The sequence below is a fragment of the Amycolatopsis sp. NBC_00348 genome (assembly GCF_036114655.1).
Lineage (GTDB): Bacteria > Actinomycetota > Actinomycetes > Mycobacteriales > Pseudonocardiaceae > Amycolatopsis.
Window position 1 is genome coordinate 2,960,787 of the sequence record NZ_CP107994.1, and the last position, 14,267, is coordinate 2,975,053.

14 protein-coding genes are annotated in these 14,267 nt (G+C 72.4%); 2 read left to right on the forward strand and 12 right to left on the reverse strand.

The genetic code is table 11. The features are described 5' to 3' along the window. The first annotated feature begins 5 nt into the window (after window positions 1-5). Window positions 6-1,151, forward strand: coding sequence for an RNA polymerase sigma factor (locus OHS58_RS13045; protein ID WP_328649801.1), 1,146 nt, complete (start codon window positions 6-8; stop codon window positions 1,149-1,151). Here the strand turns inward: OHS58_RS13045 and OHS58_RS13050 are convergent. The 6 genes from OHS58_RS13050 to OHS58_RS13075 are packed head-to-tail and all read right to left on the reverse strand — an operon-like array spanning window position 1,140 to window position 6,703. Further along, the gene (locus OHS58_RS13050; RefSeq protein ID WP_328648384.1) at window positions 1,140-1,772 is read right to left on the reverse strand and encodes a 3,4-dihydroxy-2-butanone-4-phosphate synthase; all 633 of its coding nucleotides are present in this window, start codon (window positions 1,770-1,772) and stop codon (window positions 1,140-1,142) included. The genes OHS58_RS13045 and OHS58_RS13050 overlap by 12 nt on opposite strands. A 16-nt stretch (window positions 1,773-1,788) precedes the next feature. Beyond that, a complete protein-coding gene (locus OHS58_RS13055) occupies window positions 1,789-3,561 on the reverse strand; it encodes a gamma-glutamyltransferase family protein (protein ID WP_328648385.1) in 1,773 nt (590 codons plus the stop codon). Window position 3,562: 1 nt separating this feature from the next. Further along, window positions 3,563-4,423: a PhzF family phenazine biosynthesis protein gene (locus tag OHS58_RS13060; protein ID WP_328648386.1), complete on the reverse strand. Its 861-nt coding sequence runs from the start codon at window positions 4,421-4,423 to the stop codon at window positions 3,563-3,565. 10 nt (window positions 4,424-4,433) lie between these two features. Beyond that, window positions 4,434-5,297: an LLM class flavin-dependent oxidoreductase gene (locus OHS58_RS13065; RefSeq protein WP_328648387.1), complete on the reverse strand. Its 864-nt coding sequence runs from the start codon at window positions 5,295-5,297 to the stop codon at window positions 4,434-4,436. Window positions 5,298-5,300: 3 nt separating this feature from the next. Beyond that, window positions 5,301-6,215 (reverse strand): hypothetical protein, encoded by a 915-nt coding sequence (locus OHS58_RS13070; protein WP_328648388.1) that lies wholly within the window; start codon window positions 6,213-6,215, stop codon window positions 5,301-5,303. Then, window positions 6,212-6,703, reverse strand: coding sequence for a VOC family protein (locus tag OHS58_RS13075; RefSeq protein WP_328648389.1), 492 nt, complete (start codon window positions 6,701-6,703; stop codon window positions 6,212-6,214). Before OHS58_RS13075 ends, OHS58_RS13070 begins: the two co-directional genes overlap by 4 nt. A gap of 220 nt (window positions 6,704-6,923) precedes the next feature. On the opposite strand from OHS58_RS13075, the gene OHS58_RS13080 reads away from it, so the two are divergent. After that, complete coding sequence (locus OHS58_RS13080) at window positions 6,924-7,586, forward strand: O-methyltransferase (RefSeq protein WP_326949605.1); 663 nt, start codon at window positions 6,924-6,926, stop codon at window positions 7,584-7,586. A gap of 76 nt (window positions 7,587-7,662) precedes the next feature. On the opposite strand, the gene OHS58_RS13085 is transcribed toward OHS58_RS13080, so the two are convergent. From OHS58_RS13085 to OHS58_RS13110, 6 genes are read right to left on the reverse strand one after another with little or no spacing between them, the layout of a single operon-like run. Then, the gene (locus OHS58_RS13085) at window positions 7,663-9,195 is read right to left on the reverse strand and encodes a 4-hydroxyphenylacetate 3-hydroxylase family protein (RefSeq protein ID WP_371827526.1); all 1,533 of its coding nucleotides are present in this window, start codon (window positions 9,193-9,195) and stop codon (window positions 7,663-7,665) included. Continuing rightward, window positions 9,177-9,728, reverse strand: a complete 552-nt coding sequence (locus OHS58_RS13090) for a flavin reductase family protein (protein WP_326953304.1) — start codon at window positions 9,726-9,728, stop codon at window positions 9,177-9,179. The genes OHS58_RS13085 and OHS58_RS13090 overlap by 19 nt, the downstream gene beginning before the upstream one ends. Then, entirely contained in the window at window positions 9,725-11,587 is a 1,863-nt protein-coding gene (locus OHS58_RS13095) for an anthranilate synthase family protein (RefSeq protein WP_328648390.1), read from the reverse strand. Before OHS58_RS13095 ends, OHS58_RS13090 begins: the two co-directional genes overlap by 4 nt. After that, window positions 11,584-12,228, reverse strand: coding sequence for an isochorismatase family protein (locus OHS58_RS13100; RefSeq protein ID WP_326949602.1), 645 nt, complete (start codon window positions 12,226-12,228; stop codon window positions 11,584-11,586). Before OHS58_RS13100 ends, OHS58_RS13095 begins: the two co-directional genes overlap by 4 nt. Before the next feature lie 10 nt (window positions 12,229-12,238). Further along, complete coding sequence (locus OHS58_RS13105) at window positions 12,239-13,006, reverse strand: 2,3-dihydro-2,3-dihydroxybenzoate dehydrogenase (protein ID WP_328648391.1); 768 nt, start codon at window positions 13,004-13,006, stop codon at window positions 12,239-12,241. Continuing rightward, the gene (locus OHS58_RS13110) at window positions 13,003-14,253 is read right to left on the reverse strand and encodes a 3-deoxy-7-phosphoheptulonate synthase (protein WP_326949600.1); all 1,251 of its coding nucleotides are present in this window, start codon (window positions 14,251-14,253) and stop codon (window positions 13,003-13,005) included. Before OHS58_RS13110 ends, OHS58_RS13105 begins: the two co-directional genes overlap by 4 nt. Window positions 14,254-14,267 lie beyond the last annotated feature (14 nt).

Sequence of the window (14,267 nt, forward strand, 5' to 3'; positions counted from 1 at the left end):
CGTCCGTGGACGAAGCCCTGCTGCGGACCCTCACCCCCACCGTGCTCGGCATCCTCGTCCGGCGCGGCGCCGACTTCGCGGCGGCCGAGGACGCCGTGCAGGACGCCCTGATCGAGGCACTGCGCACGTGGCCGGACGAGGTGCCGCGCGACCCGCAGGGCTGGCTGATCACCGTGGCGTGGCGCAAGTTCCTCGACGCCACCCGCGCCGAGACGTCCCGGCGGCAGCGCGAGGAACGCGTCGACGACGAGCCCGCGCCCGAGCCGGGTGCGGCCGTGGACGACACGCTCCAGCTGTACTTCCTGTGCGCGCACCCGTCGCTGACCCCGGCGTCGGCCGTCGCGCTCACGCTGCGCGCGGTCGGCGGCCTGACCACGCGCCAGATCGCGCAGGCCTACCTGGTGCCGGAAGCGACCATGGCCCAGCGGATCAGCCGGGCCAAGAAGACCGTCTCGGGCGTCCGGCTCACCCGGACCGGCGACCTCACCACGGTGCTGCGCGTGCTCTACCTCGTCTTCAACGAGGGCTACGGCGGTGACGTCGACCTGGCCGCCGAGGCGATCCGGCTCACCCGTCAGCTGGCGGTCGGGACCCACGACGAAGAGGTCGCGGGCCTGCTCGCGCTCATGCTGCTGCACCACGCCCGGCGTCCCGCGCGGACCGGGCCCGACGGCAGTCTCGTGCCGCTGGCCGAGCAGGACCGCAGCCGCTGGAACACCCGCCTGATCACCGAGGGCGTCGACATCCTCCAGACGGCGCTGACCGGCGACCGCCTGGGCGAGTTCCAGGCCCAGGCGGCCATCGCCGCGCTGCACGCGGATGCCCAGACGGCCGAGGAGACCGACTGGGTGCAGATCGTCGAGTGGTACGACGAGCTGGTGCGTCTCACCGGCAGCCCGGTGGCCCGGCTCAACCGGGCCGTCGCGGTCGGCGAGGCCGACGGCGCCCGCGCCGGCCTCGCGGCGCTGGCGGATCTCGACCCCGCGCTGCCGCGCTACACGGCCGTCTCGGCGTACCTCCACGAGCGCGACGGCGACACGGCGGGCGCGGCCCGGCTCTACGCCGACGCCGCCCGGGCGGCGGCCAGCGTGCCGGAGCGCGACCACCTCACCCGCCAAGCCGCCCGGCTCAACGCCCGGCTACGCGGCTGAAGCCAGCTGGGTCCGGAACCCGCGCAGCATCGCCAAGCTCACCGCCGGCAACGCGCAGTCGCCGCGCAGCCGGTCCAGCTCTTCCGGCTTGGCGAGCCGTGTCGGGTCGAGCGGGCTGACGATGTGCGTGTACACCGCCGCCGGGCCGCAGTGGGCCAGGTCCGCCAGGTCGGCCGCCGCTTCGGGGAAGCCGGCGTGGCCGACGACGCCGTCCGGGTGGGTCGCGCGGGTCATCACGTGCCCCGGCCGTTGGAAGTCCGCCGGGGCCGCGGACGGGTCGGCCAGCCGCGAGAGTGTTGTCGCGCGGTCGGTCGCCGAGATGCCCGTGGTGATGCCGTCCGCGGCGTCGACCGTGACGCAGTAGTCCGACGGCTGCTCGAACGCGCCCCACATCCTCGGCAAGCCAAGGTCGTCACAGCGGCTCCGGGGCAGGGCCGCGATCAGCAGACCCGAGCCGTGGCGGACCAGGAAGGCCACTCCCGGCGCCGAGACCTCGGCCAGCGGCAGCACGAACACCGCTTCGCGTCCGTTGTGGACGACCGCGGGCCGGCCCCGGCCCAGCTCGTCGGTGACTTCGGCCAGCGCACGCCGGCTCGGGGACAGTTCCAGTACGGACTTCACCACGACACCTCCGGTCTCAGCGGGCGACGGCGTAGGCCTGCTGCCCGCGCGGGCTCGCCGCGGCCAGGACGAGGTCGCCGTCGAACCCCGTCGCGCAGACCTTGCCCAGGGACTTGTCCGGGGCGAGGGCGACGTCGTGGCCGCGCGCCCGCAGCTCCGCGACCACCTCCGGCGGGCAGCTGTTCTCCACGACCAGGCGGTTCGGGCGGGCCGAGCGCGGCGCGAACGACGAAGGCACCTGGTCGGTGTGGAACGCCCGCTGCTCCACAGCCGCCTGGGGCCGCAGGCCACCGTCGACGTGGCTGACGAAGAAGTTCAGCGTCCACTGGTCCTGCTGGTCGCCGCCCGGCGTGCCGAACGCCAGGTGCGGGCGCCCGTCCTTGGTGACCAGGGTCGGGCTCAGCGTGGTCCGCGGGCGCTTGCCCGGCGCGACCGTGTTCGGGTGGCCCTCGTCCAGCAACGCCATCTGCCCGCGCGTGCCGAGCGGGAAGCCGAGGCCGGGGATGACGGGGGAACTCTTCAGCCAGCCGCCGCTCGGGGTGGCGACGACCATGTTGCCGTCGCGGTCCGACGCGCTGATGCAGCACGTGTCGCCCTTGGCCGCGGTCAGCTTCACGACCGCCGGGATCCCGTCGGCGAGCTGGGCGCGCCAGTCGGCGTCCGGCTCGCCGGGCAGCGGCGGTTCCGGGAACCAGCCGTCCATGCCAGGACGCAATGAACCGCACGCCTTCCTGCCGATCAGCTCACGCCGGGCCGCGGCGTACGCCGGATCCAGGAGTTCCTTGAGCGGGACGTCGGTGTGGGCCGGGTCGCCGTAGAAGGCCTCGCGGTCGGCGAAGGCGAGCTTCGCGCTCTCGACGACCGTGTGGAGGTGGTCGGCGCCGCCGTGGTCCATTGCGGCCAGGTCAAAGCCTTCGAGCAGCCCCAGCTGCTGGAGGAACACCGGGCCCTGCGACCACGGGCCCGCCTTGTGCACGGTGTGGCCGCGGTAGTCGGCGCTGACCGTTTGCTCGATGGTGGGTCGCCACGCGGCCAGGTCGTCGCCGGTGAGCAGGCCGCTGTTGCGGCGGCCGGTGGAGTCGAGCGGCTCGGCCGTGGCGAGGAAGTCGGCGATCGTCTCGGCGACGAACCCTTCGTAGAACACGGTGATCGCGGCGTCGATCCGGTTCTCGCGCCCGCCCTTGGCGGCGTCGGCCTCGGCGACGATCCGCCGGTAGGTCGCGGCGAGGGGCTTGTTGCAGATCCGTGCGCCGGGCTTCGGCGACCGGCCGCCGGGCAGGTACACCTCGCCGGAGCCGGTCCACTCCTCGCGGAACAGCGGCGCGAGGACGTCGATCATGTCGGCCGCCTTCGGCAGCAGCGGGTACCCGTCTTCGGCGTAGGCGATCGCCGGGGCGAGGACGGTGCCGAGGTCGAGGCGCCCGCGGTCGCGCAGCAGCCGCAGCCACGCGCCGAACGCGCCGGGCACGACCGCCGGGAGCAGGCCGGAGCCGGGGATCGCGTCGACGCCGCGGTCGCGGAACGCCTGGGGCGTCGCGGCTTCCGGCATCGGGCCCTGGCCGCAGATCACCTCGACCTCGCCGGTCGCGCCGTCGTGCACCAGGATCGGGACGTCGCCGCCCGGGCCGTTGAGGTGCGGTTCGACGACCTGGATGACGAACGCCGTGGCGACGGCGGCGTCGAAGGCGTTGCCGCCCAGGTCGAACATCGCCGTCCCGGCGGCGGAGCCGAGCCAGTGCGTGGACGAGACGGCACCCCGGGTGCCGAGCAGTTCGGGTCGGTCGAGCACGTCAGCTTCCCTTCTCGCGGTCCGGATCGGCCAGCTCACCCGTGCCCGCGGGCAGTACGGCGCCGGAGACCGACGCCGACACCGGCCGGCCGTCGGCGACCTGGACCGAGCAGTACAAAGTGGACGGACGGCCCTGCTCACGGCCCTGGCGCAGGGTGAAGTCGCCTCCCGGGAACCACCCCGCTTCGACGAGCCAGACGCCCAGACCGAGCGCGGCCGACGAGCAGGCCGGGTCCTCGGGCATCCCGTAGCCGGGCGCGAACAGGCGGCCGTGCGCGGTGTTCGTCGCGGCGTCCCAGCTGAACACCAGGACGTCGGCGAGGTCGGCGGCCGCCATCCGCGCGAAGTCGGGCTTCGCCGCCGCGACGGCGTCGGCGCGCACGGGCAGGAAGTGGAACGCCGGGCCGAACCCGCAGGCGGCGGGAAGGGCGCCGCCGGCCACGGAGGCGGGCAGGCCGACGGCGCCGAGCAGAACCCCGGCATCCAGCTTTTGGCTGGCCAGGGGGTCGTTCGCGGTGATCTTGCCCGCCTCGGCGGACACGTCCAGGGGCAGCAGCTTGGGCCCGCACTCCTGCACGACCCGCCCGGCGGGCACCAGGCCCAGCCGCGCGAGCGTCACCGCCGTGCCGACGCTGGAATGCCCGCCGAACGGCGACTCCGCTTCGGGTGTGAAGACGCGGACGCGGTAGTCGGCGCCGGTCCCGGTCGGGGGCAGCACGAACGCCGTCTCGGTGTGGTTGATCTCGCGGGCCAGCGCCTGCATGCCCGCGGTGTCGAGGTCACCGGCCCGCGGGACGACGCCGAGCGCGCTGCCGGCGTAGACGTGGTCGGCGAACATGTTGACGATCTCGTACACGGGCATGCTGCTCCTTTCAGGCCAGGTCCAGCTCGTCGAGGACCCGCTCGTCCCCGTGGTAGGGCTCGGACGGCCGGGGCCAGTGCACGACGAGGTCGGTGAAGCCGAGGTCGGCGAACGTGCCCGAGGCGTCCCGGAAGGACTGCGCCGAATCCAGCACACCCCCGACGGTCGCGCCGGTCACCAGCAGCTTTCCCACCGACGCCGGATCGCGGCCCGCCGCGGCACAGGCGTCTTCGAACGCCCGGAGCTGGTCCTTCAGCTCCGGCACGACCAGGTCCCAGCGCCGCGCGTCGAACCGGCCCGGCGCGCCCGCGGTGATCCACGTTTCGGCGTACCGCGCGGCCAGGCCCATCGCCTTCGGGCCGGTCGCGGCGACCGCGAACGGCAGCCGCGGGCGCTGCACGCAGCCCGGGACCATCCGGGCGCCTTCGCAGCGGTAGTACTCGCCCTCGTACGACGTCACCGGCTGGCGCAGCAGCAGGTCCGTCAGCTCGAGGAACTCCGCGAACCGCCCGGCCCGGCTGCCTTCCGGCCCGTCGCCGAAGACGCTCTCGTCGTACCCGCCGGCCCCGGAGCCGACGCCGCAGATCAGCCGCCCGTCGGAGATGTCGTCGAGCGTCATCAGCTCCTTGGCGAAGGGCACCGGGTGGCGGAACGTCGGGGTGGCGACGAGCGAGCCGAGCCGCATCTTCGACGTCACCCCGGCCGCGGCGGTGAGCGTCGGCAGGCAGCCGAACCAGGTCTCGTCGCGCAGCCAGCGCCACATCAGGTGGTCGTAGGTCCAGGCGTGGTCGAACCCGAGCTCTTCGGCGCGGCGCCAGCGGTCCCGCGCGGCGGACCAGCGCTGCTCGGGCAGCAGGACGATGCCGTGGCGCACGGCTCAGTCCGCCGGGGAGCCGGCCGCGCACGCCGCGACGTCGGCGAGGAGACCGACGAACCCGGCCTCGCAGGAGCGGACCTCGGGACTGGTCAGCTCGGCGGGCGGGTCCTCGGCGTCGGACACCGCGTCGACGCCGTTCTGCGTGACGTCCAGCGCCACGGCGTTGAGCCGCCGCAGCAGCTGGGCCACGACGTCCGGCAGCGACGTCGGCGCTCGCAGCGTCATGAAGTAGTTGTCGTAGACGACGCTCAGCACGTCCGGGTGCGGCGCCTCGGCCGCGCCCGCCGCGTCCTGCAGCAGCGACCGTCCACTCGGCACCAGCTTGGCCGCGATCCCGCCGTGGACGCGCTGGTAGAAGCCGACTTCGTCGCGCAGGGCCTGGACGCCGGGCGAGTCGTCATCGGGCAGGCCCTTGCCGCGGTAGAGATCGCGGACGGGGGCGAAGTCCGGCGCCCACGTGCCGCTGAACCCGCGGTGCTGCAGGAACATGCTCGGCCGGATGACCTCGTGGTAGACGTCGATCGGCGTCGAGCTGGTGTAGAGCAGCATCGCGCTGAAGCCGCGGGTGAACAGCGCCGCCGAGGCCAGCGCGGCCTCGCGATCACGCTCGCCGCGCTCGGCCATGGCCAGCTCGCGGGCGACGAGCTGCCACAGCACGAACGTCACCTGGTGGCCGGTGATCCAGCGGAACCAGTACAGCCGGTCGGACGACTCGACGGGCTCGACCGGGCCCGGCACGCCGCTGCGTGAGATGTGCTCCAGGTGGGTGCACAGGCCGGCGAAGCGGGAGCAGGGGCCGTCGCCGCCGGGCTCGGTGCCGGCGTCGGGGATGGTCAGCGGTTCGAGGCCGTAGGGGAAGTCGCCGAAGTCCCACCCCTCGCGCACGGGGACCTCGGTCAGCACGGGAACGGTCATGACGCGGCCTCCGGAATCCAGGTGAACTCGTATTCGAGGCCGTTCACGTCGAATGCGTAGAAACTCTGCACGCCGTCGTCGTCGGTGACGATCTCCGTCGCCGGTTCGTCGCGCGTGAAATGGAATCGGCCGGATTCGTACAACCGGGTCCAGTGCCGCTGCCAGGCGGACATTTCCGCCGGCGAGCCGACCTCCATGCAGACGTGCTGGAATTGCGCGTTGCCGGGCTCGGGCGGTTCGCTGCCTTCGCCCGCGCGCTCGAAGAGATGGAACCGGGTGCCGCCGGCCCGCAGCTCGACGAGCTTGACGATGCCCGGCAGCCGGCTGGTGGTCAGCTCGGAGAACTCGTCGAGGTTCCAGTTTTCCTTGCAGCCGAAGAACTCCTGGTACCAGGAGACGCAGTTGGCGAGATCGGCGGTCTGGATCCCCAGGTGGTGGAACGCGGCCGCGCGGAGCGGGGCAAGGCGGGGCGACTCGAGGGTCGCCACGGCGTTCTCGGACATGTCGCCATCCTTTCTTCCGGCGCCGGGAAAGCATTCCCAGACGGCGCCTCGGAGAGTGGCCTTGATCGATCATCGGGGGCGGCGGCGAAACAACCGCCCGATCTCCTTCGAGACTACAGTGGTTGCCTCCAGGAAATCAACCTGACGAGAAAAATAATCCATTATCCCTATAGTCGCGCGCCTTCCTCAAGTAACATCGGGAGACATGAGCGAAGACCAGTGGACGAAAATCGACACCTACACCTCGAACCTGATGGTGGAGCACGACGCCGCCCTGGACCTCGCGGCCAAGGCCAGTGCCGAGGCCGGGCTGCCGGAGATCGCGGTGGCACCCAACCAGGGCAAGTTCCTCCACCTGCTCGCCCGCACCCACGGCGCGCGCCGCATCCTCGAGATCGGTGCGTTCGGCGGCTACAGCGCGATCTGGCTGGCCCGCGCGCTGCCGGCGGGCGGCACGCTGACCACACTGGAGGCCGAACCGTCCTTCGCCGAGGTCGCGCAGCGCAACATCGACAACGCCGGCCTGTCCGACGTCGTCGACCTGCGCGTCGGCAAGGCGCTCGACACCCTGCCGCAGCTGGCGGGCGGCGAGCCGTTCGACCTCGTGTTCATCGACGCCGACAAGGCCAACATCCCGGAGTACTTCGGCTGGGCCTTGAAGCTGACTCGCCCGGGCAGCGTCATCGTCGTGGACAACGTGGTGCTCGACGGGCTCGTCATCGAGGCCGACAGCCCCAACCCGGCGGTGCAGGGCGTGCGCCGGTTCAACCAGCTGGTGGCCGACGAGCCGCGCGTCACCGCGACGACCGTGCAGACCGTCGGCAGCCGCGGCCACGACGGGTTCTGCCTGATGCTCGTCGAAAGCTGAGGAACCAGCTGACAGACGCACGACCGGAGGGCCTTCCCGCACCGCGGGGAGGCCCTCCGTCACGTCGTGGCTCACGTCAGAGCCGATCGGGGTTGATCAGGTCCGGTGCGGTCCAGCCGTCGAGGTCGTACTCGGCCAGGCACTGCTCGGCGAAGCCCTTGTAGCCGTCGACCTGCCCGGACGCCTGCTGGGCGGTGAGCATCTCGATCCGGACGTTCTCGTGGTTGCCCGAGAAGTTCCGCTCGTAGAGCTCGTTGCGGCCGGCGAACTCCGTGCCGACGGAGTCCCAGATCAGCTTCATCAGCTTGACCCGCTCGACCGCGTCGTAGCCCGACGAGCCCCGGACGTACTTGTCCAGGTAGGGCCGCAGCTCCGGGTTCTGGAAGTCGCTGGCGTGCGAGTTCAGGTAGATCAGCGCGCTGCCCAGGTCCTGGTGGATGATCTCCCGCACCCGCGGGTAGCCGATCGTCATGAACCAGCGGTAGGCCATGCCGTAGTCGAGCTTCGGCAGCACCGCGCCGTCCTTCCACGGGTCCGGGTTGAGCGCCATCGCGTCGCTCAGGCCCCAGAACATGTTCCGCCACGCGATGACCTCGCCGATGCGGGTCTGGATGCCGCGGAAGTCCTTGGTGCCGGTGACGTCGACGCCCTTGAGCAGCAGCCCGGCCAGGAAGTCCAGCTTCACGGCCAGCCGCGTCACGCCGTGGAACGTCGAGCGGTTCAGGAACCCCGACGCCGACAGGAACGTCGCCGCCTTGGCCTGGTCGCCGTAGACGAACACGTTCTCCCAGGGGATCTTCACCTTGTCGAGCACGAAGATCGTGTCGTTCTCGTCGAGCCGGCTCGACAGCGGGTAGTCGAACGGGCTGCCCGTCGTGTCCGCCTGCAGCGCGTAGGACGGCCGGCAGATGAGCTTCAGCCCCGGCGAGTCCATCGGCAGCGTCGCCACCAGCGCGAACTCGCGCTTCTTCACCGGCAGCCCGTAGTGGGCGATGAAGTTGCCGTGCGTCAGCGCCGAACCGGTCGCGACGACCTTGGCGCCGCTGACGACCAGGCCGTCGTCGCGCTCCTCCTCGACGTGCACGAACACGTCCCCGACGTCGTCGGCCGCCTTGTGCCGGTCGACGGGCGGGTTGATGATCGCGTGGTTCCAGAAGAGGACCTTCTCCTGCGCCTCGGCGTACCAGCGGCGCGCGTTGCCTTCGAACTCGCCGTAGTAACCCGGGTCGACGCCGAGGGTGGCGAGGAAGCTCGCCTTGTAGTCCGGGCTGCGGCCCAGCCAGCCGTAGCTCATCTTGGCCCACTCGGCGATCGCGTCCCGGTCGCCGATGAGGTCCTGTGCGGACCTCGGCGCGCGGAAGAACCGGTGCGTGAACCCGCCGCTGCCGGTGTCGGTCGGCGTGGTCAGGACGTCCTGCTTCTCCGGGTCGTGCAACGCGTCGTACAGCCGCGCGGTCATCCGGGCGGTGTTGCGGAACGCCGGGTGCTTGGTCACGTCGTCGACGCGTTCGCCGTAGGCCCAGATCTCGCGGCCGTCGCGGATGCTTTCCAGGTACTCGTCCCCGGTCAACGGCCGGGTCGTCGTCTCGCTCACTTGCCTGCCTCCCATCGTTGGGGTGTCGGGTCGTCCAGCGACCACGACCAGTGCGGTGCTTCGGGGTCTTCGGCCAGCCGCGGGAACTCGCCGCCGAAGAACAGCAGCGGCCGCCCGCCGGCCAGGTCGAGGCCGGTCACCTCGCCGACGTGCAGCACGTGGTCGCCGCCGTCGTAGGCGCGCCACGGGGTGCACTCGACGTGCCCGACCGTGCCGCCCAGCCGCGGCACCGGCGAGTCGAGGTCGACCCACGGCACGTCGTCGTCGGCCAGCGGCTTGCCCGCGAAGTGCATCGCCACGTCCTGCTGGTCCTCGGCGAGGATGTTGACCACGAACGGCCCGTCGCCGAGGTGCTGCACCGAGCGGCTGCGCCGGTCCAGGGAGACGAGCACGAGCGGCGGGTCCAGCGACACCGACGTGAACGCGTTGACGGTCGCGCCGCGCACCATCGGGCCGCGCCGGTAGGTCACCACGGTGACGCCGGTGGTGAAGTGGCCGAGGAAGGTCCTCAGCCGGGCGCGGTCGAACGCCGGGGCGGTCGCTGTCATGAGCTGCCTCCTTCGGTCGCGTGGTCGACGACGTCGCGCAGGATCGCCGGACCGTCCTCGGTGAGGAAGGACTCGGCGTGGAACTGGATGGTCGCCAGTCCCGGCCCGCGCAGGCCGATGACCTGGTCGTCGAGCCCGCGGACGACGTCGGCGGGCGCCCGGCCGGGCACCGCCACGCGGTCGTCGGCCGTCCGCGCGGCGAAGCTGTTGTAGAACCCGACCGCGCGGCGGGTCCCGTCGATCGTCACGTGGGCCTGACGGCCCTGGTTGGGCCGCGCGAGCCGCTGGACGGGCAGCCCGAGTTCGGCGCAGAGCACCTGGTGGCCCAGGCAGACGCCGACCAGCGGACGGCCTTCGCGCAGCAGGTCCGCGGCCAGCGCGCGCAGCCGGCCGACCTTCGCGCCGCCGACGTCGTTGGGGTCGCCCGGCCCGGGGCCGAGCAGCACCAGATCGTTCTCCGGCAACTCCCCCGCGTCCCACGGCACGGTCGTCACGTCGCAGTTCACCGACTTGAGCTGGTAGGCCAGCATCGAGGTGAACGCGTCTTCGGCGTCGACGACGGTGATCCGCACCCGGGACCCGGTGCCGGGCCGGGCGCCGTCGAGCCAGAACCGGGACTTCCCGTCGTTGCGTGCCTTCAACGCCGAACGCACCTCGTCGGACGAGGTCGACGGCGATGGCGAAGCCGTGGCGGCGCGGGTTTCGCCGGAGAGCGACTTCAGGACGGCCGACACCTTCGCCGTCGTCTCGGCGGCTTCCGACAGCGGCGCCGACTCGCGCACGATCGTCGACCCGGCGGCCAGCCGGACGTCGCCGCCCGGCGAGATGTCCGCGGTGCGGATGAGGATCGCCGAGTCCAGGGAGCGGCGGCCGTCGTCGTCACTGCCGACGAGCCCGATGACGCCGCTGTAGTAGCCGCGCCCCTTCGGTTCGTACCGGCGGATCACGCGGCAGGCGTTGACCAGCGGGCTGCCGGTGACGGTCGGCGCGAGCAGCGTGTGCCGCAGCACCTCCGTCAGCGGCCGGCCGGTCTCGCCCTCCAGGGAGTACTCGGTGTGGGCCAGCCGCGACATGCGCCGCAGCCGCGGCCCGGACACCCGGATGCCGCGGTCGCACAGCTCGGCCATCATCTTCAGTTCCTCGTCGACGACCATGCAGAGCTCGTCGGCTTCCTTCTCGTCGTGGAGGAACTCGAGCAGGCCTCCGGCGTCGGCGCCGCCCTCGGGGTAGCGGTAGGTGCCGCTGATCGGATTCATCGTCACCGTGCGGTCGAACAGCCGGACGTGCTGCTCCGGCGTGCTGCCGAGCAGGTAGCGCTCGCCGGTGAAGACCAGGAACGTCCAGTACGCCCCGGCTTCCGCACCCAGCAGGCGCTTGAAGACCGCCCGTGCGACGTCGTCGTCGAAGCCGGGGAACCGGCCGCGCAGGCTGCGGGAGAGCACGAAGTTCGCGCCCTCGCCGGCCCCGATCTCGTCGTCGAGGATCCGTTCGACCGTGCGGGCGTACTCGTCGTCGCCGAGGTCGAACGCGCGGTCCTCCAGCGGCGGGACGCCGTCGGGCAGCGCCGCGAGGGTCTCGGCGACGGTGAGCGTCGTCTGGGCCTCGATGTCCATCACCTGCAGCGGGACCTGGTCGTCCGGGCAGTCGTAACCGCGCTCGGCGAGCTGCCGGTACGGGAGCAGGACCAGCTTCGTGTGCCGGCCCCGGCCTTCCCACGAGCCGTCGTCCAGGGTCAGGTCGGCCAGCCGCTCGGCGGTGCGGACCGGGCCGGAGACGATCTCGACCTGGTCGCCGCGGCCGCTGCCGGGCCGGTGCAGGATCGCGTACGGCGAGCCCGCGCGGATGGGCAGGGGACTCACGTGACCACCGCCCCTTCCAGCTCGCCGACCAGCGCCGCCGTGGTGGTCGCGACGGCGCAGTTGCGGGCCGCGTAGTCCACCGCGAGCCGGTGCTCGTCCGGGCCGAAGTCGGCGACCGCGTCGGCGACGAAGAACGTCTCGATGTCGTGCGTGAACGCCTCGACGGCGGTGACCAGGCAGCCGACGTGCGCGTAGATCCCGCAGACGATCAACTGGTCGCGACCGGCCGCGCGCAGCCGGTCGAGCAGGTCGGTGCGGTGGAACGCGCTGTAGCGCCACTTCGTCAGCACGACGTCCGACGGTGTCGGCGTGAGTTCGTCGATCACCTGCCGGTCGGCCGGGGTGGCCTTCATGCCCGGGCCCCAGATGTCCTGCAGCAGCCCGCGGTCCTCGGGTGTCATCGAGCCGGGCTGGGCGGTGTAGAACACCGGGATGCCCAGCCGGTCGGCCGTTTCCCGTGCCTGGACGACGTTGCGGACGAGCGTGCGCCGCAGTTCGCCGTCCTCGGGGTAGAAGCCGAGGAAGTAGCGCTGCATGTCGTGGATCAGCAGGGCCGCGCGGCCCGGGTGGGGCCGCCAGGTCGCGGTGCTGGCCGGGACGGTGGTGGGCAGGTCGTACGGTTCGATCGTGATGCCGGTCATCAGGCCTCCTTCAGACGGCGCCGAGGGCCGCGCCGCCGTCGACGAGCAGGGTGGCGAGGGTGACGTGCCGGGCCTCGTCCGACAGCAGGAACGCGACGCTGCGGGCGACGTCCTCGGCCACGCCGATCCGGCCCAGCGGGATGCCGAGGCGGAACTGGCCCGGGTCGCCGTCGACCGTGGCCTGCCGCCCGGTGTCGTCCGTCCACATAGAACGCAGCATCGGCGTGTCGGTCGAGCCGGGCGCGACGACGTTGCAGCGGATGCCGAGCGGCGCGAGGTCCAGGCCGAGGCTGTGGGTCAGGCTGGTCGCGGCGGACTTCGACGCGGCGTAGGCGGCCATGTGGCTGCGCGGCACCCCCGCGGCGTTGGACGCCACCGTGACGATCGAGCCGCTCTTGCGCGCCGCCATCCGGCGGGACACCGCCCGGCAGACGTGGAACACACCGGTCGCGTTGACCGCGAACGTCTCGTTCCAGTCCTCGTCGGACAGCTCGGCCACCCGGCCCATCCGCAGCACCCCGGCGACGTTCGCCAGGCCACTGATCGGCCCGAAGCCGGTCTCGACGCGCTCGACGGCGGCGTCGACCTCCGCGCTGGATGTGACGTCGACGACGTGCGTCTCGACGCTGCGGCCGTCGTCCAGCAGGGGTTTCGCGACCTGGGTGAGGGCGTCCTCGTCGCGGTCGAACAAGGCGAGGGTGTGGCCGCGTTCGGCCAGGAGGGTCGCGGTGGCGGCGCCGATCCCGCTGCCGGCTCCGGTTACGAGGGTCACGGTCATGACGCCAGCTCCGTCCTGAGTTCGTGGGCCGCCTCGGGCTGCCAGTGCGCGGTCAGCGCGACGGCCTGGGTGAGGTTGAGCCGCGGGTCGCACAGCGTCGTGTAGCCGGGCCCGCGGGCGGCGGTGATGCCGGCGCCGTGGCATTCGGAGATCTCGCTGGGCGAGGCCTCCATGTGCAGCCCGGCGCACGCGCCGCCCTCGCCGGTGACGATCCGGACGAACTGGCGCAGCTCGTTCATGATGTCCTCGAGCCAGCGGACCTTGAGCCCGTCGTCGGCGACGACGGTGTTGCCGTGCATCGGGTCGCACAGCCACAGCACCGGGTGCCCGGCGTCGCGCACCGCCCGCACCAGCGGTGCGAGCTCCCCGATGCGGGCGGCACCGAACCGCGGGATCAGCGTGAGCCGCCCGGGCGTGCGGAACGGGTCGATCTGCCCGCAGAGCTTCAGCACGTCCTCGATCGGCGCCTTCGCGCTCACCTTCGCCGCCACCGGGTTGACCACAGTGGACAGCAGGTGCACGTGGGCGCCGTCCGAGCGCCGGGTGCGTTCGCCGATCCACGGCCAGTGCGTCGAGGCGAGGTAGCTGCGGCCGCCGGGCATCCGGCGCACCAGCGGGACCTCGTAGTCCAGCAGCAGGGCTTCGTGACTGGTCCAGATCCGGCCGGCCGGCTCGGCTCCGGTACCCCGGCCGAGGCGCCCGATCGACGCGCGGACGCCGAGCGCGGCGTCGTGCGCGTCCAGGATCCGGGTGGGGTCGGGCCGCCGGGCTTCGGCGGTCGGTTCGGGGCTGTTGACGATCGGGCCGCGGTAGACGGGCAGCTCGTGGCCGTCGACGTTCTCGACGTTCTGCGAGCGGGGCTTGGCGTACTGGCCGGCGATCCGGCCGACCTCGAGGACCGGGCGACCGGAGCCGACCCGCATCACCTCGGCGAGCGTGTCGAGCATGCCGATCTTGCGGGCCACGGCCCGGACGCCGGTGTCGGCCGGGTCTTCGGCGCAGTCACCCGCTTGAAGCACGCAGAACTCGCCTTCGGCGGCGCGGGCCAGCAGGGACCGCAGTTGCAGCACCTCGGCGGCGCCGACGACGTCTTCACGCTCGGACAGCGTGTCGCGGACGCCGGCGAGCTCGGCCGGGTCGGGCCAGTCGGGTTGCTGGGCGGCGGGGTAGTCGGACAGAGTCTCGTCGCACTGATCGGCGGCGCGGTGCAGGACCGGCCGGGCTCGTGCGGGCAGCGTCTTCCTCATCACGCATTCCTTGC

Excerpts from the sequence above, each read along its gene's own strand:
- OHS58_RS13060 (WP_328648386.1), bottom strand. The coding sequence starts at position 4,423 with ATGCCCGTGTACGAGATCGTCAACATGTTCGCCGACCACGTCTACGCC.
- OHS58_RS13070 (WP_328648388.1), bottom strand. The coding sequence starts at position 6,215 with ATGACCGTTCCCGTGCTGACCGAGGTCCCCGTGCGCGAGGGGTGGGAC.
- OHS58_RS13080 (WP_326949605.1), top strand. The coding sequence starts at position 6,924 with ATGAGCGAAGACCAGTGGACGAAAATCGACACCTACACCTCGAACCTG.
- OHS58_RS13085 (WP_371827526.1), bottom strand. The coding sequence starts at position 9,195 with ATGGGAGGCAGGCAAGTGAGCGAGACGACGACCCGGCCGTTGACCGGG.
- OHS58_RS13090 (WP_326953304.1), bottom strand. The coding sequence starts at position 9,728 with ATGACAGCGACCGCCCCGGCGTTCGACCGCGCCCGGCTGAGGACCTTC.
- OHS58_RS13100 (WP_326949602.1), bottom strand. The coding sequence starts at position 12,228 with ATGACCGGCATCACGATCGAACCGTACGACCTGCCCACCACCGTCCCG.
- OHS58_RS13105 (WP_328648391.1), bottom strand. The coding sequence starts at position 13,006 with ATGACCGTGACCCTCGTAACCGGAGCCGGCAGCGGGATCGGCGCCGCC.
- OHS58_RS13110 (WP_326949600.1), bottom strand. The coding sequence starts at position 14,253 with ATGAGGAAGACGCTGCCCGCACGAGCCCGGCCGGTCCTGCACCGCGCC.